A 22,268-nucleotide genomic window follows, 5' to 3' on the forward strand; every position below is an offset into this window, starting at 1 on the left:
TATTTTACAACCGAATACATACACAACGGAGGAATACTTATGAGCGCTTTTACAGACTTGATTCAGTCCCGCAGATCCGCTATGAATTTTGTGGAAGGGGTCACCATCCCTCAAAATGAATTAGAGGAAATGTTCTCTTACGCCAGATTGGCACCATCGGCCTATAATCTACAGCATACAAATTACAAAGTGATATCTAACGAGAGCTTAAAAGAAGAAATTCGCGAAGCGGCTTACGGCCAATATAAAATCCATACTGCTTCAGCAGTTATTGTAGTGCTAGGAGATAAGCATGCTTATCAGCAGGCTCCAGAAATCTATGGCGGGCTTAAAGCTTTAGGAGCGATGTCACAAGAGGAATATGATGAGCAAATAGAGATGATTAACAATGCTTACATTGATAAGGATGCTTTTCAAAGAGATGAAGCAATACGTAATGCCTCTCTCTCGGCCATGCACTTTATGCTGATCGCCAAAGATAAAGGCTGGGATACCTGCCCGATGATCGGCTTCGATGCTGATGTTATCCAATCCACCTTGAATCTGCCGGATCATATGGTACCTGTTATGCTGATCACGATCGGCAAAGACAAAAAACATAAAATCAGACCCCGCGGCTACCGTAAGCCAGTCAACGAATTCGTTGAGTTCATCTGATTATAGATACAGCAAAACGTTCCATCCGAGGCAAGTAGCGGGTGGAACGTTTTTTAATTGAAACTCATCATGAAGATAGTCGACCATGCGCTCGTTATACAGAAGAAGTTTTACTTCGCATATTGTAAAATGGCAATCGCTGCTCGTTCCCGTCGTTCGGAGTCATCACAAATCAAAGCTTCTTTCAAAATATTAAGCGCCTTAGAGAGCATCTCCTCATCCAATTGCAGCGGACTATTCACTTCTTGTTCATTAGCAGAAACACCTGTAATCCACAGATCCAAGCGAGCACTTGGTTTTGGACCCTTATATTGTACAACCGGTGCACTTTGGTTAAATAACTCCCGCACGCCTGTGTTTAGTTCAGAAATCGGCAGACTTTTTAACCACGTTACACCACGCCGATGGCATGTACCCTCGTCAACATTATCATTTAACTCGTTGTAAAAATAATCTCCGAGGTCTCCGAGATGTACCCAATCTCCATCGGCCACCAGCACATAATCTCCATCTTGCATCGTATGTACAAATAGCTGAAGGGCTTGCAGATGTTGCATAAGCTCCGGCTCACTATATTGGTAAGTACCGAATAATCGATCACGAAGTTCCTCTATGCTTAGATTCTCCAGATCCCCTATTCCGGGGTAGCCGATACTCACATAATTATCCTCCAAAAATGTGCTGATCCGCTCAATCCCCAGTAGCTTAGATCCCATCCGAAACAGATTCATATGTCATTCCTCCAAATACTTAATAAAATGCTTATAGTAGCCCTTGGATTTGGGAGTAACAAACCGTCCATCATTCGCAGAATCCTTCATTAGTTTATGAAGATTCGGACCTCCAGTATAGGGATCTACTACGCTAGTCTTCAGTCGTGTCGCTTGGATTGCCTTCTGAGGACAAGAATAAACACAACGCATACATAATAAACAATTTTGACTGAAAACAATTCCTTCTACGCCGCTACTAATATTGGATGTTGGACAGTTGCTGACACATTTTAAACATAGTGTGCAAGCGTCCGTTGTACGCAATCCTTTGGCGAAGTATTTTCCCCCTTGGTGTTCCTCACAATAATATACTGTTCTCAGAACCCGCTCCAACACAGGGTGAATCGGCAGATTTCGTGGTGTTCGGTTTACGATTTCCTCTGCAAACAATTCCACCTTACGCTGTGCGGCTTGGTACAACTGCTTATTCAACCTGTCATCATATTTGATATAAAAATTACATGGCATCGCCAAAATGGAATTGTGAAAAGGGATATATCCCTTCCCACGCAAAGAACGAAGAACCGTATTCGAAGCACCGTTATTGATATAGTGTGGAGAGGATGCCGTTTTGAATACAAATGCCGGGGTTCCATTACATTCAGGCAGCTGATCTGCAAAATGTTCAACAAAACCGGAAGCGCCAAAGCCTAGAACCGGATGACCAATACCTATAAGATCATAAGCTTCATATTCTACAGAACGAGTGCCTTTAATAATATCTTCCACTCTAAACAAATCTACGTCTTGCCCTTTACTTCTTAGCCTTTCAGCAAATTGCTTAGCAATAATCTCCGTATTGCCAGTACCTGAGAAATAAAATATGGCCGTCTTTGCATTATGCATTCCATCCCCTCCCAGATCAAATATACCTCATTCCCGTCTGGGAAAGCTGTGATGCTGAAGTGGGTTTGGGCTATTTCGGACTCAGTTGCTCTTATTTCCATAATTTCGCTCGTTTTGCCACACTATCGGACTCAGTTGCAGCTATTCGCTCAAATGTACTCCTTTTCTGAGTAAATCAAGGGCAATAGGTGCTATACAGTCCGAAACCTTCGCAAAATGAACCCATATGCTGAAATAGCTGCAGTACGGTCCGCTACGATCTAGATCGAGCAAAAGGTAACTGGTTTCGAGACGTAGGCGGATAGATTGTGCTATAGGTAACTAATTTCGTGCACGGAGTAGATAGGTTGAGCTATAGGTAGCTAATTCCGCACGGTGTAGATAGGTTGAGCAATAGGCAGCTAATTCCGCGCACGGAGTAGATAAGTTGAGTCATAGACAGTTAGTTTAAGCACTGGTTAGCACGTTTAGGAGCAGATTTGGCAGGTGGCGTTCTTTTCAGCAATTGCTCGGACTCAGTTGCAGCTATTCGCTCAAATGTACTCAAATACTGCAATTAACATATCCTCAATCATGCGTCCTCACAGGAGTAATTAAAAAAAGTGTGGACGAAGATGCGTCTACAGGCAGGATCACCAGCGGTCTTTCTTTTCCCGCGAACCTTATTCTAAGCGTCTCACTATCTATCGCCCGAAGGATGTCCCTGAAATATTTTCCGTTAAAGGCTACTCGAAAATGATCACCCTCTAGATGATCCAAAGGAATCTCTTCTTTTACATCCCCAATTTCTGCAGTCTTGGACACTAAACTTAGCGTGTTAGAAGGAAGTACGCTGAGCATAACACTCTCACCAGCCAATATAGAAATACGTTCAACCACATGTAACAAACGGTCTGTCTTAACAATCACTTCGGAGAGATACGCTTTTGGGATTAAATTATTGACAGAGGGATAAGTTCCTTCTAGAAGGGCAGACTGAACCCTCAATCCATTAGAAATAAATCTGATCTGCTTGGGGCCTATTTCTAAATCGGTGCTGCTGTCTGCATCATCGCTTAATATTTTTAAAAGATCCTCCAGGCTGCTGCCCGGGATTACAACATCTAAAGGAATTGCACCGTAATCTTCTATGCTTTCAACAATATGCTGGGCGAAGCGGATGCCATCAGTGGCGACTACACGAATATTTCGCTTATCTATTTGAAGCAAAACTCCTGTGAGCACAGGTCTGGTTTCCGATGAAGAGACCGCAAAAACCACTCTTTTAAATATTTGCTTCAGGAGAGTGTTCTTCATGCTTATCTTTTGAATGTTTGGATGATCTATGTATTGGATTCTTGGAAACTCTGCCGCATCCATTCCACATAAACGAAATTGAGTGTTCCCTGATTGAATGTTTAGAATCAATGCCTCTTCGATTTCCAGCCTAATTAGTCCAGGATCAAGCTTACGAATGATCTCATAAAAATAACGCGCGGGAACTACGATCTCACCTGTGTTGTGCACAACCATCGAATCCATCTTCACAGGGAGCTTATATTCAATGGTCATTCTTATATTGCTGGCTGTTAATATCAGACCCTGAGTTTGCGCCTGAATAAGTATTCCTGAAAGAACACGTGAGGAACTATTCGCGGATATGGCTTTTAATGCTGCCTGTAATGCGGTACTAAGAGAATCTTTTGATACATGGATTAGCAAAGACTTCACCTAACTCTCCTTAGATTCCTTTACAAAATGCGCCTCAATAATGTTCCGAAATACTTGAGAGCGAGATGCGTTCTGATCCGCACAAGCCTGCTCTATCTCCTGCCAAACGTCCTCAGATAACGTCAAAGATACCTTTTTAGTTACACCAGTGCTTTTTCTACCCGCACCCTCCCGAAGACCTCCCCTTGTAAAAAGAAACCCCAACTGCCCATCTTTAGTAGCTACACCTACTTTAACTTTATCCTCGTTGTTACTTGCGCTATCGCTAGTGACTTTATCTTTAATTTCGCTAAAATTGCTCCTCTTGTGTACGCCTTCGAATTTATGATCACCCAATCCCTCGCACCTCCGTATTTGAATTTAGTAACTCAAATCAATACATTCACTAATTTCATAATACCATAATCGCCATTAATCCACCACAAGTCTAACCACAAAAAAAACACCCCAAAGATCGGAGTGTGTGTGGTGGGCTGGGCATGAGTTGGGTATGCGTTGGGTATGAGTTGGGTATTGCAACGTTAACCCATGGATTTTTTATTTTGCTTAAATTTTTTTGTGAATGTATGAGTTAATTGCACTTTATACAACTATAAACAATACATTGTGCTGCCCGAGCGAAATAAGTGTATTCTCTGCAACTAAATTCAACGATATTAACAAATTAGTGTGAAAAGACTTCTTTTAACTGCACCAAATGCAACTAAAAGTGACTAAGCTTCTTATCTCCTGCAAATAAGTGTATAAACTGCAACTATCCCGTTTACCCGCTCCCGGACACACGCACTCACCCTCATCACGCCACTAGCCCAACCTTCATTCCCTCTCACACACCCTCATCATGCCACTAGCCCAACCTCTATCCCCTCACATACACACCCTCATCACGTCACTAGCCCATCCTTCATCCCCTCTCACTGCCCCTCATCATGCCGCTAACCAAACCTTATTCCCCTCTCACTCACCCTCATCACGCCACTAGCCCAACCTTCCTCCCCTCTCACTCACCATCTCCTAAGACTCCCTTCCCTACTCAACCCATTACCTTTACCGCAGAACTCCCTACTCATGTAAAAATAGCTCGCCTCATAACTCAACGCGCGGCACATATTAACATCTACTCTTCCGCCCGCCTTACCTAAACTACACTATCTCAGGATGTTCTGATAATTTGGTGGGAAGTCTGACTTTTGGGGGTCTTTTAGATGCTTGAACGATTCAAGCTTCACCTTAGGACCAGGAGAGATCCTAAAAGTCATGGTATCTTCTCCAACTGAAATATGTGGACCTACTGTAGGATATACGTTAAGTGTAATCAAGAAATCAAACCCACGGAAACCATTGAGCCGCTTCACCTCAGTCACATCCACAAAGTAAGGATAAACCATTGGCGATTCTCGCAGAAGCGGTGAATAAATATCTGCAATTTTTTTCTCAATATGGGGTAAAAGTAATAACATCAGAATGTCTTGAAACTTAAGTTCGCGAGAATCTTGATCTGGCAGTTGAAGTCCCGAATCAGACCTGGAGGGCGTTATAGATTGAGGTTGAATTAACCTATTAGCGGAGCAAGGTTGTGGCGTCAGAACAAGCATCACTGCGACAAGAAGGGGAGCAATCCAGCTTTTTTTCATCACAATAGCCTCCTTAGGGAACTTTATATAAATTCCCCAAAGAGACCCTATTTTTATACGTTAAATCTCAATCCTGTCAAAAAGAAAGGGTTCTCCCTTAAGATAATTTTTCAGGATCGCTAGCGCATAGGGCTGTTCTGCTTTTAGACCCTCAGTTTCCCTAGGATCGGATACGTGATGGCAATAATTTTCGATCATAACCATGACCGTAAAATTCTCTAAAGTCTGAACCCACTCCCCATCGAGCTTGGCGATACTTTCGTACCCCTTAATGACCCCTTCTCTTTGCAATGGATACAGTCCAAGAAGGGTATGTGCCACGTCATAAAGATAATAACCCCAACCACATCTTCCAAAATCAATCGGCCGAGGTTCGCCCTCTTTAAATATGATGTTGCCTTGATGTAAATCTCCATGGATAACGCCATAAGACCTTCTGTTCTTATTTTTATGCTGCTTGCTTAACCAGTTGTATAATTTTTCAGCTGCCGACTGATACAGCACAAACTCATCATCCGTAAGAAAACAATGATAATGCAGCTTTAAACGAAGCATTGCTTTTCGAAAGCTATGCTCATCCCAAACAGGACGATTAAAGCCAGAGGGTAACTCCAGCTCCTGTGCCGCCTTATGTAGCTTGGCTAATAGAACGCCTTCTTTGTAAATTTGTTCTTCGGTAAGTCTTTCATTCGCATGTTCCCCTTCAACCCAACGCATTAAAGAGGCATACACACCTTCTCCATTTCCCTGTTCCACTCTGAACGTTACAGCACCTGTGCGATCGTGAACACCTTTTGGCAGGGGGACATCAATTTTGCTCTTCAAAAGCTCCAGCCACGCGATTTCGGAGTTGATTTCCTCTTTAGATCTCCCCGAATGAAGGCGCAGTAAAAAAGTTCCCTCTTTATTAGTTTCGATTACAAAGGTACAGGTATCCGATAGCTGGTTAAAACGAATCTGCGTCCAATCCAGGTCAAAGTTCTGAAGCGCCATTAAAGCTGCCTGCTTATAATTTTTTCTCATCGCAAAGGAAGGAACACTTCAGCCTCATCGGGCCAGGAAGGGTTCGCAATTTGATAGAATTCTATATCCAATCCAAGATCATTACTCTGCAAACTGTTATTAAATTCTTGCTTCATTTCCGGCAATTCAAGTACTTGGACTTGGCCTTCAACATTCATAAATAACCATCCCTTCAATGATCTATAAAAATGAAAACTATCTGAAAAAATATTTATCTTGAAAATATTTTCAGAAAACTAAATAATAGAAAAGCAATACTTACATGTCGGATCTATCATCTTAACCAAGGTGGAGCTTCATTACAGGCAGAAGAAAGGTTGAACATCGGCATCATGAATGCAATTCCAAACCTCAACAAGGCACAAACACGCAAAGAACGAGCAGGGAAAGAGCCCTTTCCCATCTCTATACTTTCTCTTACGGTAGGCGCTTTTGCGATTGGTATGACTGAGTTTGTTATTATGGGTATTTTACCAAATGTCGCCAACGATTTACAGGTTAGTATTTCGACTGCTGGCCAACTCATTACAATGTACGCACTTGGAGTGGCCGTTGGCGCACCCATCCTGACCATTCTCACGCAACGCATTCCGCAAAAGAAACTGTTATGTCTTCTCATGATTCTTTTTATACTGGGCAACGGAATCTCTGTGTTTGCACCCAACTATACCGTTCTCATGGTAGCTCGTATAATTACAGCTTTAACTCATGGTACTTTTTTTGGGGTTGGCGCAGTCATCGCATCCAATCTTGTACAACCCAATAAGCGGGCCGGAGCCGTATCTATTATGATGGCAGGTTTAACGATAGCCAATATTGTCGGAGTTCCTCTAGGGACATTTATTGGACAAAGTATGGGCTGGCGGGCCTCATTTGCAGCGATTGCTGTCATGGGAGTCGCCGCTCTGATCGGCATCCTCATTTTTATTCCAAAGCTTAAACAAGAGAAACCAGCGAGTGTTATCCAGCAGATTGCTGCGCTGGCTAATCCAAAGCTGCTGCTATTCTTATTGATCGGGGCGTTAGGGAACGCCAGCTTGTTCACCGTGTTCACATATATTACTCCACTGCTTGAAGAAGTGACTGGTTTTGCTGAACATAGTGTGACTTGGATTCTAGTCTTATTCGGCTGTGGGGTGACCATCGGGAACATCGTTGGCGGAAAGCTTGCGGATTGGAAGCTGATGCCTTCTATCGTGGGACTTTATTTTGCAGTCAGTATGATTCTAACGATCTTTTCCTTCACGATGCATAGCCCAATAGCTGCGGTAATCACAATATTTTTCTGGGGTATGGTGTCCTTTGCGGTCATGCCGGGTCTGCAAATACGGATTATGAGTCTGGCTCAGGCAGCCCCTGCACTTGCCTCAACGACCAGCCACTCCGCCGGGAATCTCGGTAACGCAACGGGTGCCTTTATTGGCGGTTGGGTCATTTCTCATTTAGCGATCACTTCGCTTCCTTGGGTCGGTGCGGTTCTAGTGGGTCTTGGTCTGGTATTAGGCATAGCTTGTTTTGTAGCAGAACGGAAAGAAACTGTAGCGTAAGCTTTATAGATATTTATACAAAAAACGAGGGCGCTCCCAAAGTCATCATGGCTTGAGGCACCCTCGTTTTATATTTCAGAGGAACAATTCTGCTCTTCTAATCTTCAACATCTGCTTTGCACCTTTTTGAAATTCATAAGGAACCTCTAGTTCCTCTGCAGTAAATCCTTGCCTCACCAAATCATCAATAAGGCGGTCTAAATGCTCATACCTTTTACAAGAAAGGTCGACTAGTGGAAAGATTCGAAGCTCGCCTCTCGTCACCCGCATTAGTTTCTTAATAGTCTTTAGATGAAATCCATAGTCCAGCCGATCGCTGTACATAAATAGAAAGTGAGCAGATAATGTCAGATCAAATGCTTCATCCGCAAATGGCAGATCCGGAAGTACCACAGGAACATAACGCTCCGGGGTTTGTCTTCGATCTTTAGTGCTGGCGGTTAAAGCTGCGTTCCTAGCTTCGGTCAGGCCCTCGATTGATTTAAAGTAGTTCCAAACGAAGTTATCCTGTACTTTTTCCATTCCGGACATCGCATGCGCAATATCTTGAACCCCTTTGTCTGCCAGCTCATCTTCAGAGTAATAGTAAGCAATATCGGCAGCCGTTACAGCACCACCCAACTGATTCGCTATTGCTGTAAAAGAACAAGCACCCGCAGGACAATCCAGAATTCTCTGGCCGATGAGATCTGATTCCAGCAGATCAAACATACGTAAATATTCCTCATAGGTCCTGCCAATAAAAACAATTCTCTCCAAATCAAGCTTTCCCTTTGCTCCGCTCATCTCAGCTCACCTTTCCTCTTCTAGGCTCATTTACACTTCTACTTCTGTTTTAATATACGAATAAGGTAATCAATTAGAATCCCCAAAATCAAAAACGTTCCAAAATGAATAATATAAGTTGGGAATCTGACGCTGATTAACGCACTATTGGTTCCCCATCTCGGATTATTTACATCAACCATGAAGCTTTCAAAAGGTTCTGTAAAGATCAGTGTATCTATAATAGGGTTCAATCGTACAAGAATAATATTCGAGATCCCCACTCCCAGATAGTCACTCAGACAGATGATGATACTTATAATCGAAAGCCAGAAACTGAATTTCCTCCTAAAAAACATCAAACACCGCCCTTTCTATTTTTTCTATTTCTTAACAATTCGTTTAAAATTCAAAATATCCTTGTCACGGTTAGTTCCTGTTTTAAAAAATGATACAATCTGGAGCTCGCTAGCTTAAGCGGATAATCTGAAAGTTTACACAGGATCCCACAGGTCATATCAATAACCTTTCCCTCCAGCTTCCGTACTATAGTTCCTGCTGGGGCTGGATTCAGCACAATCTCAGGCACAAGAGCCACGCCTAAACCACTTCCCACAAAATATTTCAGCGCCGTCATGCTCCCAATCTCCATAGTATTTAGTGGCGGCCCACCTGATTCCTGCAGCACACTTTCTAATTTTTTGCGATAAGGACAATTCGCTGCCGTAATCAATAAGCGATGAGCCTGTATATCCTCTGGGGTGATACTCTCCTTGGATGCTAGCGGATGCTCTTCTGGCAAAAGTAACACAAATTCCTCTGCAAATAAGGGTTCAAAATAAAGCTCCTTGCCGAGCTCAGGCGCCGAGCACACAGCCATATCAATTTCACCACGCAGGAGTAGTTCACTAAGTGCTGCGGTTCCCGCAATATCCACGGAGACTTTCACTTTAGGAAACTGTGCCATAAACTCACTTAAAAGCTGCGGCAAACGATAGCTCGCCGTCGGGTCCGTTACCCCTAATCGCACGTTGCCAGCTTCCCCTATTTTTAAATCAGCCAAACGGCTCTCTAGTCGTTCCATATCTTTAACGATATGTAAGCTCTCTTCATAAAACAATCTGCCTGCTTCTGTTAAGCTGATTTGCTTACCCCGCTCAAGCAATTGACATCCCAGATCAGATTCAAGCCTTTGCATCTGCATCGTAACTGTAGATTGGGCATAGTTCAATTCTTCTGCGGCACGATTAAAGCTTCCGGAAGTTACGATTGTTTGAAAGGTTTTTATTGTTTTTAGATCCATCCTAGTGTCCTCCAGTGTTCAATTCAAATAAATTGAACCAAACCTTCATTATATTCAATTATACGAAATCCACTTTTCTCTATAGAATACTTTATATCAACAACATACGCCAACTTAAGGAGTGCATGAGGATGGATCTCAACAATAAAGTCGCATTAGTAACTGGTGGAGGGACTGGAATTGGCAAAGCTGTAAGCTTGGAACTATCCAAACGCGGGGCTCACGTCGTAGTGAACTATTCTAGATCTGAGGATGAAGCCATTGAAACCGTAAAGACAATTCTGAATCAAGGGGGGCAGGCTATAGCAATACAAGCCAACGTTTCTAAAGATCAAGAAGTGCAGAGTATGGTGGATTCGATTATTCAGCATTTCGGGACAATAGATCTGCTAGTGAATAATGCCAGTATAACTAAACATATTGCTCTCGGAGATCTGGAAAAGGCAACCGAGGAAGTATGGGATGAGCTATATGATGTAAATGTGAAAGGAATGTTTTTCTGCGCCAGAGCGGTTGCACCATATATGAATCATAAAAATTCAGGAGCCATCATCAATCTCGGCAGTATCGCTGGACAGACAGGCTTAGGCTCCTCCCTTCCTTATGCCGTCTCCAAAGCGGCTGTCCACGGTCTTACGAAATCGCTGGCACACGCGCTGGCTCCAAATATTAGAGTTAACTGTGTAGCACCGGGCGCCGTTGCTACTAGATGGTGGGCTGGACGAGAAGAACAGATGTATAAACTAGCCCCTAATCTGCTGCTTCAGCATATTTCAACCCCCGAAGATATCGCCCAGTTCGTCTGCGCTGCGCTAGAACAGGAAGCAATGACTGGACAGATCATTACCATAGATAGCGGACAAACATTGTAACAGTCAAAACAGCTAATGGTATGTCAGAACTACTTTTAAGTATCATTAGCTGGTTCTTACGTACCGTACAGGAGGAAGTGAAGCGTTGATAGAATAATTGGGGAATTTCTCCCTAAAATTCTGAGTTTTCTGGTCATCCAACCAATAATTAGGGAAAACCTCCCTAATTATTAGCTAATTTACTGGCAAATAACGAATTCGCCTGATTTTTAGGGAGGTATTTCCTGATTTCGTTCATTTAAAGCAAATATCGGCTGTTTTCAGGGAGGTTTTCCCTAATTACTATATAGCCAACACTGTAGGAACCATAAATGCATCCGACATACCACATGCCTTCTCATAGCACGTACCACATGCCTTATAGAACGTTGCCACATAGTAGTACACGCCTCTTAGAACGCACGTAGTACACCACAGCCTGAGGGTTAAAGTAAGAAGCTGCCCCAAAGTAGAATTTTCTACTTTTAGGACAGCCTTTTCAGCATAACTATTGGTGAAGATTCTTAATTAGGTTCACTACCCCAGATCAGATTACCCGAGATGTAGGCTGGCGCTTTTGTCCAATCTACAAAATTGGTATCAACCGCATTAAAGGAGTAATCTCCGGTTTGAGTGTAATTTGACCAATCCTCTTTAGCCACTCGCACTTGGATATCGATGCTCGCACCCGCAGCAAGTGAACCTGCTGCACTCGAGAATCCAAGCTCCAGATAATAATCCGCATCTGCTTTAGCCGTTGGCAGCTTCACAAACGTGCCCGTTACATTCGCGCTTCCAGCCTGTGACCAATCGCAGAAGAAGCTTTGTGCCTGCTCACCGTCAATTGTGTAATAATATCTTAATTTCACATCAGAAAGTGCAACAGCACTTGTGCTTGTATTCACCAGCTTAAACTTTGGATTTAGTGTATTTCCGGAAGCAGACACTGTACCGTTATACATCTGCACTTTCAGTGCTGCTGTAGGAGCTACTGACGTATCTGAGATGGTGACAACCAAGGATTGTGCGGCTCCTGCACTAAACTCAAAGGTCAGCGTTGTCGTTCCTACGCCTTGAGTTGCCAGATACTCCTTCTTGAGAGTGACTGTTGATCCACTTACCGTATAATCCGTTCCGGCTACGAGGGTTGCCGTTCCGTTCTTGATCGTGCTCAGCGTATTTCCGTTCAACGTCATAGTTACTACAACGTCTGCTTGATTTGCTGTTTTCTTATCAAAACCTGCGCTGCTTGGGGTGATGGCCGAGTTGGATACTGGTGTTGTAGTATCCGTTACCGCTACCGCCAAAGATTGTGTAGCTCCAGCGCTAAAGCTAAACGTCAGTGTAGTCGTTCCTACCGCTTGTGTCGCTAAATACGCTTTTTTAATCGTCACTGTTGATCCACTTACCGTATAATCCGTTCCGGCTACAAGGATTGCCGTTCCGTTCTTGATCGTGCTCAGCGTATTTCCGTTCAACGTCATAGTTACTGCAACGTCTGCTTGATTTGCTGTTTTCTTATCAAAACCTGCGCTGCTTGGGGTGATGGTCGAGTTAGATACTGGTGTTGTAGTATCCGTTACCGTTACCGCCAAGGATTGTGTGGCTCCAGCGCTAAAGCTAAACGTCAGCGTAGTCGTTCCTACCGCTTGTGTCGCTAAATACGCTTTTTTAATCGTCACTGTTGATCCACTTACCGTATAATCCGTTCCGGCTACAAGGGTTGCCGTTCCGTTCTTGATCGTGCTCAGTGTATTTCCGTTCAACGTCATAGTTACTGCAACGTCTGCTTGATTCGCTGTTTTCTTATCAAAGCTTGCAGTTATTGGCGTAATGGTCGAGCCTGTAGCTGGTGGATTTACAGGATCAGCATACAAGGTGCCTCGGCCATTCGTACCGAGATATACACGTCCATAGATTCTTGGATCCCCAGTAATCGCCATATTGATCTTAGCGTATTGGTGAGCATCGTCATTAATACGTACCCAAGTTGCGCCAACATCATCGGAACGGAAAACGCCCCTTACACCATCAATCTTCGCTACGGTGTACAATGCCATATAAGTTTGGCCCGGAGCAGCCTTACCATAACCAATAAGATCAGCTTCTTCTACATTCGTTAACTTCGTGAAGCTCGCACCTGAATTAGTGGAGTGCCATAGACCATATTTATTCTCAACCGTATTCCCTCCGGCGAACCAAATGTCGCCTTCAACACCTGGAACTGCCTTCATACTGATTTGGGCTTCATTCGGCTGTAATCCAGCCACATTATTGGTCGGGAAGCCCGAAGCTGCGGTGGCAGTAAATGTAGCTCCACCATCCACACTTACATAGAAAGTTCCTGCATAGAATCCATAATATTTGTTAGGATTCACGCGATCAGACGCTATCTTCGCCCCTGCCGGTAATCCTGCACTTGCTGTCCAAGAATTGCCTGAGGTTTTGGAATAATACACCCCAATATCTGAGGTGCTCCACAGAATGGAATTACCACTTGCAGAGACTGCCACTTGTCCATGGCCCACCGTTGTTTTGGTTCCATTTGAAGGCTCGGAGTTTGGCATATACCAGTTCACTCCACCATCGTTAGAGATACCAATGGACTTCATGCTTGGCGTTTTTTCTTTATCTGCACTGCCTACCCGCACCATATAGGACGGACTCAATTCAGCGTAGTCAATACTCATCGTTGTTGCCCATGAAGGACTGGTCTGGAATTTGGTTGGTGCTACCGACAAATCCTCATGACGGAAACCAGAAACGTCACCAAGTGCAGTGATCAAATGCGAAGTTCCAGTTGGCGGGCTAATTAGACCCAGCACTGCAGTTTCCTCCACACCTTTTGCCATGACTGAGATATTTACCTTGCCTCCGGTATCCCATGAGGTCAAATTGTTCGAGCCATAAATTGTTGCTCCAGTGCCGTACATCATTCGATTCGAGTTAAATGGATCAATTTCCAAATCACCCATCATCCAGCCTAACTTCGGTGAAGGATCCAGGGATGTAGAAGTGGTTCCATGATCGAGCCATGGAGCGGCGGTGATATCCATGCTGAACTTATAAGTCCGTTCTGGATAATTGCCCCAATCCCAAATGCGACTCCAAGTAGCGCCACCGTTGGTACTGCGGAAAATGACTTCATCAGGCCACCAAGCGTTTAAGCTGGATACCATCAATGTATTAGGGTGCTGAGCATCCAGCGCCAATCCACCAAAGCCGTACCAATTATCTGTACCAGTCGTAGGACTGATATTGGTCCAAGCCCCACTAGTTTTGTTGTATTTCCATACTTCACCCTTACTACCATCATACGGTCCTACACCATTACTATAAGTAATATAGAGATCGCCTGTGGATGACAGCTCGCCGTGATGTGGCAAGAAACCCGTAGGTTGTCCAGCCAGAGCTGTCCAGGTTACTCCACCATCTGTACTCCGATATACGCTGCTAGCCGTGTCGGCTACACCAACATAGATCGTTTGAGTTGCGTTGCCAAGTGTACCTGTACTCTTATCGAAAGTGATCCAAGACAATCCGACAAGATCATTCCCATAATCAAGTGTCGGATTCTGAATATACGTGCCTACATTTGGAAAAGAGGTTACCTTTGACCAAGTTACACCTGAGTCAATACTTTTCCAGAGACCGTTACCACTTCTAGCTCCAAAGTAGAGAATGTTGTTCTTATTGGGGTCGATGACTAGGCGTTCACCAGCGGAACGGCCCGGCATATTGCCACCTACTTTAAAAGGCAGTGGTGTGGTTTGCCAGGTGTTCCCCCGGTCATTAGAGCGCATAATCTGGCCATTATTATCCCAATGATTAGTATACGTACCCGTTGCCATGTAGACTTTATTAGGATCAATTGGGTCTGTAGCCAGAGCATCTACGCCATTCTTGTTCCAATCCACCCAGCCTACCGAGTCACTAATTGAGACCCAACTGGATGTAGCTTGATTCCAGCGATAGGCACCGCCAATATCTGTTCTGGCATAAATCAGATTCGGTTCAGTTTGATTAAAAATAATTCCGGGTACAAAGCCCCCGCCAGCTCCCGTTACAACGCTTTTCCAGGTGTAAGGTTCACTTGAGGCTGCATGGGTAGTAGCTGGGAATGCAGAGAATAAAGAGCCTACCATCGCGCCAAGCAGGACCAAAAGTCCTGTTTTCCGGATACGGTTACGAATCACGTTTTACGCCTCCTACGATATAATTGGTTTGTTTATGCCTTCTTCTTACTCTATATCCCTGCTCCTCCCTCCCCCTTAATCCATACCTTTAGAACTTAGAATCCATTTTCTGATAACGCTTTCATTATAATGGTAAGGTTTTTCATTATCGAGAGAAAATGGTTATATTTTGCAGAAGATTGTCTCTAAAAATCGTACCATTTTCACACTTCAGGATACAATTTCACTAAATTTTGATCAAAAATAATTCTGTTGATAAAGAAAACCTCCGGAATAAATCCCAGAGGCTTTCTAATATAACTATTCTTCACTAGTATCTGCAGGCATAACAATCTCTTTTATACCATTAAAATTGCTGATAATTGTTTGCAAAGTGAGCACTGATTCTGAATCTAAGTTTTCTGATTTTAATGAAGTGAATATTTCCACTTCCACTTTTTGCGGCAAATGTGTAGTTTTATCCAGCGTATATCTTAGTTTAATTTTGTCTGTTAAATTCTGTTTCATCAATTTGAGTGTTTCCTTACTCGCATCATTAGACGATATCTCCATCGAAAGTATGTATTCTTGTTCCTCTTCAGTAACAACGATCTCCTGAGAATCTATCTGGTACGTGTCTATATAATCGTACGGATCAATAAATCTTTGTACCATTTGTTTTTCTTTCACTGGAATATAATCGTCTTGCTTGATAAATAAATCATCCATTACCTTTGTATGATATTCAGTATCCGATATGTACTCTTCTCGTTCCTTCCCTTCCGCAGTCTCCGATTTTAGATATACGGTATAAGGATTTCTAACATAGTCGACATGAAATGAGACAGCGCTCGACCAATGTTTATCTTCACTTTTTTCCGATTTGCTTGATGTTTCTTCTTGTTTCTCCATTTCTATAGTGTAGCTCTCCTGCTTAGCCAGTTCACTCCGAGACATGCTGAGCAGCTCCTCTGCACGCTTATCTCCCTCTCCTTCAGCACCCGATTTAATGTTCGTTGCACAACCTGTCAAACCTAACATACAAATGATACCGATAAAAACCGCTTTTCTGATAAACATATTACTTCCCCTTCACTTCAAATGAAATCCAAATATAACTAAATCTATTTTATCATTATAAAGCTAACAGCTTATATGACGGAAAAGGTAGACATGTGAAAAAGCGTCTTAAGGTGCACAGTTGCGCCGGGTTTGGTGGTTTGATGCAAATCAAAAAAATACCTCCCCCGCCTTTACAGCAGAGAAGGTATTTTAGTAATATTACCAATTCCCTTAGCTCAATGTGTCAACACAAACTCATCCAGCAGCTTTCCATCCACGTCATAGGCCTGATAGGTTAATGTATCCCCGATAACGTTAATGCCGGCAAACATTTGCTTATTGTTCTGAAAATGCACCGCATGATAGAACTGATCTTCTTTTTTCTCGTTAAATTTCCCTCCAGAAGCGTTAGTCACAACATAGACTGTCCCTCGTTTAGCACCTTTGGAAATCTCACCTTCTAGAACTATTTTTCCGCCACGTAACGGGTAGGATCTGGAATATTCATGATTATGACCCTGCAGCACTAAGTCAACCTGATACGTATCAAAAATATCCGTCCAATCTTCAACTTTCTTATAGGAGTTCCCCCCGTAAGCCGGACGGTGCATCGCAACGATTTTCCATTTCTTGTCTGTGTTCTTCAGATCTTCCTTCAGCCATTCCGTTTGCTTTTTTAGATTGCTCTCTGTATTCAGTACCGTTACATGCACAGGTCCATAATCGAAGGAATACGAGGTACCTGCAATTGAACCTTTTGCCCCATTATCCGGCAGGTTGAAGTGTGAAGTATAATACGTTGCATCCTCATCCACCTCATCATGATTGCCTGTTACCGGCATTAACGGAATCCCTGAAATCCAGCCCTGCACATTGCCAAAAAAATCATCCCAGCCTGCCGAATCCTCCGGACCCTCCGTCAAATCCCCGTTATGCACAATAAATTTGGCTTCAGGAAATGTCTGAAAAGCCTTGTTCAGTGTATTCCCCCACAGCTTAAAATCCTCTGCCGTTTCCCCTTGAGAATCCGTTACGTTGATAAAAGACACACTGTCCAGTCCATCTTCTTCCGTTGTAAATTCCGCTGCCGGACTCCATTCCCCTTCAACGCCACTACCCACTCTATAAGTATATAACGTCCCGGGTTCAAGACCCGTAGCTTCCACTTTATGAACACCTTTGGTGCCATTGTCTGTTTTGATGGAACTACTTTTCGCTTCTACCCTTTGTACATCCGTATTTGCAAAAGAGGACACCTGTCCCTTTACAATCTCCAGAATGCCTGCTGCACTAGAGTCACTTGTATACCAAGTAAACGCGCGGCTTGTGCTCGCGGCTCCCTTAAAGGTAGTCACGAGATCATACGGTGCTGGTGAATTTGCATCACTTCCGCTTTTCGATCGTTCCAACCCATAAGCCACTAAAATAACCACAATCACAAGCACTCCTAGGATTATGGCAAATTTATAGTCTCTCATCACGGTACCTCCTTATGAAAATTTCTCTCTAGCCTTCTAAATAAGATAGCCCCCTACAAAGTCAGAAGTCAAATCTGCACACGATTCTTTATACAGACTTTTGTTAACGCAGTGTAAAACATTCAGCAAACATTCAGTCTATTTTAAGTTAAGCATAAGGTCTGTCTCCTAGAATTAGTCAAGCAGGAAGGTTAGCCAGAGATAGAGAGAGAAACGAGGTGTGAAAATGAATAAGAAGCTTCAATTCCGGCATGAACTTAAATTTTTCATTAACTATCATCAATACCTTATATTACGCCAGCGATTGCAAAGCTTGATTGATAAAGATCAACACGCTAATGAGAGTGGAGAATACCACATTCGGAGTTTGTATTTTGACGATATCAACAACACGGCACTTGCAGACAAGCTCGGCGGTCTCAGAGAGCGGGCCAAATACCGGATTCGCATTTACAACATCCAAGACAACATCATTCACTTTGAGAAAAAAATTAAAATGGACGATTATATCGCCAAAATCAAAGAACCGCTAACACGGCAAATGTACGACGAGATTATGGCGGGCAACTACGAAGTGCTGAACGTCCCGGACAGTCCGTTGTTCATGGAGTTATACGATCAGATGCGCCATAACCTGCTGCGACCCAAGGTCATCGTGGATTATGTTCGCGAGCCTTATGTTTGCCACAACGGCAATGTGCGAATAACGTTCGATAAAGAATTACGTACGGGCCTGCATTCTACGGATATTTTCGATAAGGATTTGCATCCGATTCGGGCGATTGATGAGAACTTCATAATTTTTGAAGTGAAATTTGATGAGTACATTCCGGAGTACATTAAAATCGCGTTGCAGCTTGAGGGACTGAATAGGCAGTCCGCTTCGAAATACGTGATCTGCCGCAAATTCTTAAAAACTAACACTTGGGAGGATTATTGATTATGAATGCATCACTAGCACCGCTAGCAGCTACAACAACGACTACAGATACTACAAATAATTTTTCGGACATTATTAAAAACTCGGTGATCGACAATTTTGTATCTGATATTAGTATCTCCAAGATGCTGATTACCTTGGGCGTAGCTTTTCTGATCGGATACTTCATTTACCTGCTCTACAAACGTGTCTTTAGCGGTGTTTTATATTCCAAAAGCTTTAACGTCTCACTTATGGGCATGACCATGATTACAGCTACTGTCATTATTGCGATTAACTCTAACCTTGTGCTGTCCCTCGGTATGGTCGGCGCATTGTCCATCGTTCGTTTCAGAACACCAATCAAAGATCCAACTGATCTGATCTTCTTGTTCTGGGCAGCTGTAGCAGGGATTGTAACTGGAGCAGGATTTTTCACCTTGGCTATTATCGGTTCGATCATTATCGGCCTCATTTTGTTCCTGTTCATCAAACACTCTTCTATCGAAACGCCATACTTACTGGTCATTAACTGCGACAGTGATGAAAGTGAACGTGAAGTACACAGCCATATCACCAAATCCGTAAAACGTTACAATGTGAAGCAAAAAACAGTCTCCGCAAACAATATTGAATTGACGCTGGAGCTTCGTCTGGATGATAAAGTAGGCGGCTTTGTCAACACAGTCTCTGACCTAAAAGGTGTCAAAAATGCACTCTTGATCAGCTATAGCGGTGACTATGTATCTTAATTACAACGAGATGAAAGGCGGTGCCCCAGATGAAAACCAGAGGTAAGTCAATCCTGCTGAGTTTTTGCTGCCTGCTGCTGGTCATCGCCGTAGCCGGGTGTCAGAACGCAAGTCCGTCTGCAACAAATAATCCAACGTCTGATGCTCAAGACAAGGTCATTTCGAGCGATGAGAAAAAGCTAGACGAGCAGGTCTTTCCAAAAGATAAGGTCGTGGATGTCAAAATCACCTTGGACCCGGACGATTTTCAGGACATGCTGGATAATGCCAGTGCTGAAGAATATAAAATGGCTTCCGTCGAGTACAACGGTATGAAATACGATAATGTAGCTGTACGGACCAAAGGAAATCTCAGTCTCAGAAGCGTAGTACAGATGACAGACTCTGACCGCTACAGCTTCAAAATTTCTTTTGATGAGTATGTTAACCAGAATTTATTCGGCATTACTAAAATCAATCTTAATAATAATTACAGCGATGCTTCTTATATGCGTGAATTTCTAACCTATGAGCTCGCTGAAAGTGTCGGCCTCCCGACGCCGAAATATTCCTTCGTCAATGTGTATGTAAACGATGAACTGAAGGGTTTCTATCTTGCAGTAGAACAGATCGGTGATGCTTATCTGGAACGCAATTTCGGCAACACTTATGGTGCACTTTATAAAGGTGTAATGACCGGTCAGGGCAGTGATTTGACTTGGCTGGGCGATGATCCAGCCCTCTATACTGGACTAGAAATGAAATCCGATAAGTCCAACGATGATATTCTTGTCGACATGCTGAATGAGCTAAATAACGGCACCGATTATGAAAAATACATCGACGTAGAGGAATCGCTGAAGTATATCGCTCTAAATGCGGTCACGGGTAATATGGACAGTTATTTAGGTGGGAATAAGCAGAATTATTACTTATATGAAGACGATGGAGTCTTCTCGATTCTGCCGTGGGATTATAATATGGCTTTTGGCGGCATGGGAAGCGCAGATGTGTTAATTGACGAGCCTACCCAAGGTGCGTTGGCAGAACGCCCGCTGATTGCGAAACTGCTCGCTAATGAGGAATACAAAACGAAATATCACGAAATTGTTAGTGAGATGATTACTGGCTATCTAGCGGACGATACGTTCCAGGCTCGGATTGATGAGCTGAACACGATGATTTCCAGCTATGTCAAAGCGGATCCATCCGCCTTCTACACTTTCGAACAGTATGAAAATGGGATAAAGGCTGTTGAGACCTTCATGTCGAACATGGCCAAAAGTATCCAGCAGCAGCTCGACGGCACCATTTCTTCATCCGGTGACGGATCAGGAAGTGGTGGCGGCATGGGTGGTGGCATGGGCGGCGGTGGCTTTGGTGGCGGCGCTAAAAATGGTGCAGCTCAAGGCGCTGCGGGTGCTGGGCAGGCCACAGGTGCGGATGGCGCTACTGGTAATACTGGCGCAAACGCAGCTGCACCAAATACCGGAGGGCAGGCGGCTACGGGTGGACAGACTGCTCAGGGTGGTGCAGGTGGTGAGCCTGGTGCCATGGGCGGACCGGCTATCCCTAATGCCGGCGATGGTCCTGGCAGTAACTCACAAGCAGCTGCGGGTGGGCAGACTACACAAACAGGGCAAACTGCTCAAGACGGACAAACCAACACCAACGGGCAAGCTGCTCAAGGTGGACAAACCAACACTAATGGGCAAGCTGCTCAAGGTGGATTTGACGGCGGCGCGGGTGGTGAGCCTGGTGCTATGGGCGGACCCGCTTTCCCTGAAGGCGGCGGAAATGGCCCTGGCGGTGGCGGCATGGGCGGCGGTGGATTTGGTGGCGGTATGCCTGGTGGTATGGGCGGTGGCGACTTTGGTGGTGCTGGTACTATGCAGCAAAAAGGCAGCACGAGTGAAGCCATCACAACTGGCGTCGCCATCCTTCTCCTAATACTAACCGCTGCTTTCGTAACCTACTACAAACGCAAACGGCTGTAGAGCAGTAAAAAGTATCCTCATCAACAAATAATTCATGCAAGAAGCCTCCGTCGTTTATTGACGGAGGCTTCTTGCATGAACACTATATTCTTGTATCACAACTAGTTCCCGCTTACTCTTTCCGCCCGCGCAATATACTTATGGTTGCTATTAAAAAGGCTAGTAAAGAGATCCCTAATGCGATATAGACCATTGGGTTGACACTGGTTGAGTTGTTCTCGCTTTCCATGATGGCATTATGTTCTTCCATACTCATGCCATTGTCACTGGAACCGTGAGAATGTTCATTCCCACCGGAGGCTTGCACAATCGAAGTAATAGAATGCGGACTTTCTGTTCCTGCCTCACCAGACCACTGCACCAAGCTGCCATCGGCATAATGCTGATAAGCATCCCAAGCAATGTCACCTGCAGTATCAGGGTTCTTCGCTGTGAAATAGAAACGTTGGAATTGTCCTGCTTTAATTCCTTCTCCATTAGCTATCCAGCTAACTTTGTTCCCCTCAATGGTAACATCCCAGCCCGGTGTAGCCTCATATTGCTTGAACTCGGCACCTGCCGGGATACGTAGATCAACTTGTACAGTCGCTACATCTTTTTCTGAAGGGACTTTAAGTGTGTAAGTCTCCCATGCTCCGGTACTGGATTGTGCTGGTGCCACGGTTACGTGTGCGCTTGCCACGGCTGCGAACAACAGAAGTGTTGCAGCGGCTGGTGCGAATAGTGTCATTATTTTGCGAGATAATCTGTTCATAGTTAGAGTGCCTCTTTCCTTAAGTAATTTTATCATTTTTTCT

The 22,268-nt window shown here is 43.9% G+C and carries 19 protein-coding genes; 6 read left to right on the plus strand and 13 right to left on the minus strand.

Features of this window, described 5'->3' with window-relative positions; all coding sequences use genetic code 11:
• The first annotated feature begins 39 nt into the window (after nucleotides 1-39).
• Nucleotides 40-657 (plus strand): nitroreductase family protein, encoded by a 618-nt coding sequence (locus NST45_RS15680; protein ID WP_036685885.1) that lies wholly within the window; start codon nucleotides 40-42, stop codon nucleotides 655-657.
• Nucleotides 658-767: 110 nt separating this feature from the next.
• On the opposite strand, the gene NST45_RS15685 is transcribed toward NST45_RS15680, so the two are convergent.
• From NST45_RS15685 to NST45_RS15715, 7 genes are all read right to left on the minus strand, one after another.
• Nucleotides 768-1,388, minus strand: a complete 621-nt coding sequence (locus NST45_RS15685; RefSeq protein WP_339823125.1) for a hypothetical protein — start codon at nucleotides 1,386-1,388, stop codon at nucleotides 768-770.
• A 3-nt stretch (nucleotides 1,389-1,391) separates the two neighbouring features.
• Nucleotides 1,392-2,276, minus strand: a complete 885-nt coding sequence (locus NST45_RS15690; protein WP_036685883.1) for an EFR1 family ferrodoxin — start codon at nucleotides 2,274-2,276, stop codon at nucleotides 1,392-1,394.
• A 567-nt stretch (nucleotides 2,277-2,843) separates the two neighbouring features.
• Nucleotides 2,844-3,986, minus strand: coding sequence for a DNA polymerase III subunit beta (gene dnaN / locus NST45_RS15695; protein WP_036685882.1), 1,143 nt, complete (start codon nucleotides 3,984-3,986; stop codon nucleotides 2,844-2,846).
• The gene (locus NST45_RS15700; protein WP_235219526.1) at nucleotides 3,987-4,322 is read right to left on the minus strand and encodes a hypothetical protein; all 336 of its coding nucleotides are present in this window, start codon (nucleotides 4,320-4,322) and stop codon (nucleotides 3,987-3,989) included.
• A gap of 812 nt (nucleotides 4,323-5,134) precedes the next feature.
• Nucleotides 5,135-5,620: a DUF3888 domain-containing protein gene (locus tag NST45_RS15705; protein ID WP_036685880.1), complete on the minus strand. Its 486-nt coding sequence runs from the start codon at nucleotides 5,618-5,620 to the stop codon at nucleotides 5,135-5,137.
• Between the two features lie 60 nt (nucleotides 5,621-5,680).
• On the minus strand, nucleotides 5,681-6,613 hold the full coding sequence (locus tag NST45_RS15710) for a phosphotransferase (protein WP_235219525.1): 933 nt from the start codon (nucleotides 6,611-6,613) through the stop codon (nucleotides 5,681-5,683).
• A 26-nt stretch (nucleotides 6,614-6,639) separates the two neighbouring features.
• Nucleotides 6,640-6,801 carry a hypothetical protein gene (locus NST45_RS15715; RefSeq protein WP_339823132.1) on the minus strand — a complete coding sequence of 54 codons (162 nt, stop codon included), beginning with the start codon at nucleotides 6,799-6,801 and terminating at the stop codon, nucleotides 6,640-6,642.
• A 174-nt stretch (nucleotides 6,802-6,975) separates the two neighbouring features.
• Here NST45_RS15715 and NST45_RS15720 point away from each other — a divergent pair, with 174 nt between their 5' ends.
• On the plus strand, nucleotides 6,976-8,190 hold the full coding sequence (locus NST45_RS15720; RefSeq protein WP_038574369.1) for an MFS transporter: 1,215 nt from the start codon (nucleotides 6,976-6,978) through the stop codon (nucleotides 8,188-8,190).
• A gap of 75 nt (nucleotides 8,191-8,265) precedes the next feature.
• Here NST45_RS15720 and NST45_RS15725 read toward each other — a convergent pair whose 3' ends face one another.
• Together NST45_RS15725 and NST45_RS15730 are read right to left on the minus strand one after the other, a co-directional pair.
• The gene (locus NST45_RS15725; protein ID WP_038570073.1) at nucleotides 8,266-8,976 is read right to left on the minus strand and encodes an SAM-dependent methyltransferase; all 711 of its coding nucleotides are present in this window, start codon (nucleotides 8,974-8,976) and stop codon (nucleotides 8,266-8,268) included.
• Between the two features lie 388 nt (nucleotides 8,977-9,364).
• A complete protein-coding gene (locus NST45_RS15730) occupies nucleotides 9,365-10,258 on the minus strand; it encodes a LysR family transcriptional regulator (RefSeq protein WP_076100718.1) in 894 nt (297 codons plus the stop codon).
• A gap of 131 nt (nucleotides 10,259-10,389) precedes the next feature.
• Here NST45_RS15730 and NST45_RS15735 point away from each other — a divergent pair, with 131 nt between their 5' ends.
• Nucleotides 10,390-11,130: an SDR family NAD(P)-dependent oxidoreductase gene (locus NST45_RS15735; protein WP_076105479.1), complete on the plus strand. Its 741-nt coding sequence runs from the start codon at nucleotides 10,390-10,392 to the stop codon at nucleotides 11,128-11,130.
• A 503-nt stretch (nucleotides 11,131-11,633) separates the two neighbouring features.
• Here NST45_RS15735 and NST45_RS15740 read toward each other — a convergent pair.
• The 3 genes from NST45_RS15740 to NST45_RS15750 all read right to left on the minus strand — a co-directional run bounded on the left by NST45_RS15740 (nucleotide 11,634) and on the right by NST45_RS15750 (nucleotide 17,824).
• Complete coding sequence (locus NST45_RS15740; protein ID WP_339826185.1) at nucleotides 11,634-15,254, minus strand: X2-like carbohydrate binding domain-containing protein; 3,621 nt, start codon at nucleotides 15,252-15,254, stop codon at nucleotides 11,634-11,636.
• 351 nt (nucleotides 15,255-15,605) lie between these two features.
• Nucleotides 15,606-16,364: a DUF6612 family protein gene (locus tag NST45_RS15745; protein ID WP_076100723.1), complete on the minus strand. Its 759-nt coding sequence runs from the start codon at nucleotides 16,362-16,364 to the stop codon at nucleotides 15,606-15,608.
• 218 nt (nucleotides 16,365-16,582) lie between these two features.
• The gene (locus NST45_RS15750) at nucleotides 16,583-17,824 is read right to left on the minus strand and encodes a metallophosphoesterase family protein (protein WP_076142362.1); all 1,242 of its coding nucleotides are present in this window, start codon (nucleotides 17,822-17,824) and stop codon (nucleotides 16,583-16,585) included.
• A gap of 226 nt (nucleotides 17,825-18,050) precedes the next feature.
• On the opposite strand from NST45_RS15750, the gene NST45_RS15755 reads away from it, so the two are divergent.
• From NST45_RS15755 to NST45_RS15765, 3 genes are read left to right on the plus strand one after another with little or no spacing between them, the layout of a single operon-like run.
• Nucleotides 18,051-18,764 (plus strand): polyphosphate polymerase domain-containing protein, encoded by a 714-nt coding sequence (locus NST45_RS15755; RefSeq protein ID WP_036683495.1) that lies wholly within the window; start codon nucleotides 18,051-18,053, stop codon nucleotides 18,762-18,764.
• 2 nt (nucleotides 18,765-18,766) lie between these two features.
• Entirely contained in the window at nucleotides 18,767-19,495 is a 729-nt protein-coding gene (locus NST45_RS15760; RefSeq protein ID WP_036683492.1) for a DUF4956 domain-containing protein, read from the plus strand.
• 29 nt (nucleotides 19,496-19,524) lie between these two features.
• Nucleotides 19,525-21,471, plus strand: coding sequence for a CotH kinase family protein (locus tag NST45_RS15765; RefSeq protein WP_076100726.1), 1,947 nt, complete (start codon nucleotides 19,525-19,527; stop codon nucleotides 21,469-21,471).
• 112 nt (nucleotides 21,472-21,583) lie between these two features.
• On the opposite strand, the gene NST45_RS15770 is transcribed toward NST45_RS15765, so the two are convergent.
• A complete protein-coding gene (locus tag NST45_RS15770; protein WP_051491292.1) occupies nucleotides 21,584-22,225 on the minus strand; it encodes a DUF1775 domain-containing protein in 642 nt (213 codons plus the stop codon).
• Nucleotides 22,226-22,268: the final 43 nt, after the last annotated feature.

The sequence above is a fragment of the Paenibacillus sp. FSL R7-0163 genome (assembly GCF_037969975.1).
GTDB classification, from domain to species: Bacteria; Bacillota; Bacilli; order Paenibacillales; family Paenibacillaceae; genus Paenibacillus_AQ; species Paenibacillus_AQ odorifer.

What these genes read in the sequence shown, in the direction of transcription:
- NST45_RS15680 (WP_036685885.1), top strand. Translation starts at nt 40, where the DNA reads ATGAGCGCTTTTACAGACTTGATTCAGTCCCGCAGATCCGCTATGAAT.
- NST45_RS15685 (WP_339823125.1), bottom strand. Translation starts at nt 1,388, where the DNA reads ATGAATCTGTTTCGGATGGGATCTAAGCTACTGGGGATTGAGCGGATC.
- NST45_RS15690 (WP_036685883.1), bottom strand. Translation starts at nt 2,276, where the DNA reads ATGCATAATGCAAAGACGGCCATATTTTATTTCTCAGGTACTGGCAAT.
- NST45_RS15705 (WP_036685880.1), bottom strand. Translation starts at nt 5,620, where the DNA reads ATGAAAAAAAGCTGGATTGCTCCCCTTCTTGTCGCAGTGATGCTTGTT.
- NST45_RS15710 (WP_235219525.1), bottom strand. Translation starts at nt 6,613, where the DNA reads ATGGCGCTTCAGAACTTTGACCTGGATTGGACGCAGATTCGTTTTAAC.
- NST45_RS15715 (WP_339823132.1), bottom strand. Translation starts at nt 6,801, where the DNA reads ATGAATGTTGAAGGCCAAGTCCAAGTACTTGAATTGCCGGAAATGAAG.
- NST45_RS15720 (WP_038574369.1), top strand. Translation starts at nt 6,976, where the DNA reads ATGAATGCAATTCCAAACCTCAACAAGGCACAAACACGCAAAGAACGA.
- NST45_RS15725 (WP_038570073.1), bottom strand. Translation starts at nt 8,976, where the DNA reads ATGAGCGGAGCAAAGGGAAAGCTTGATTTGGAGAGAATTGTTTTTATT.
- NST45_RS15730 (WP_076100718.1), bottom strand. Translation starts at nt 10,258, where the DNA reads ATGGATCTAAAAACAATAAAAACCTTTCAAACAATCGTAACTTCCGGA.
- NST45_RS15735 (WP_076105479.1), top strand. Translation starts at nt 10,390, where the DNA reads ATGGATCTCAACAATAAAGTCGCATTAGTAACTGGTGGAGGGACTGGA.
- NST45_RS15740 (WP_339826185.1), bottom strand. Translation starts at nt 15,254, where the DNA reads ATGGTAGGCTCTTTATTCTCTGCATTCCCAGCTACTACCCATGCAGCC.
- NST45_RS15745 (WP_076100723.1), bottom strand. Translation starts at nt 16,364, where the DNA reads ATGTTTATCAGAAAAGCGGTTTTTATCGGTATCATTTGTATGTTAGGT.
- NST45_RS15750 (WP_076142362.1), bottom strand. Translation starts at nt 17,824, where the DNA reads ATGAGAGACTATAAATTTGCCATAATCCTAGGAGTGCTTGTGATTGTG.
- NST45_RS15755 (WP_036683495.1), top strand. Translation starts at nt 18,051, where the DNA reads ATGAATAAGAAGCTTCAATTCCGGCATGAACTTAAATTTTTCATTAAC.
- NST45_RS15760 (WP_036683492.1), top strand. Translation starts at nt 18,767, where the DNA reads ATGAATGCATCACTAGCACCGCTAGCAGCTACAACAACGACTACAGAT.
- NST45_RS15765 (WP_076100726.1), top strand. Translation starts at nt 19,525, where the DNA reads ATGAAAACCAGAGGTAAGTCAATCCTGCTGAGTTTTTGCTGCCTGCTG.
- NST45_RS15770 (WP_051491292.1), bottom strand. Translation starts at nt 22,225, where the DNA reads ATGAACAGATTATCTCGCAAAATAATGACACTATTCGCACCAGCCGCT.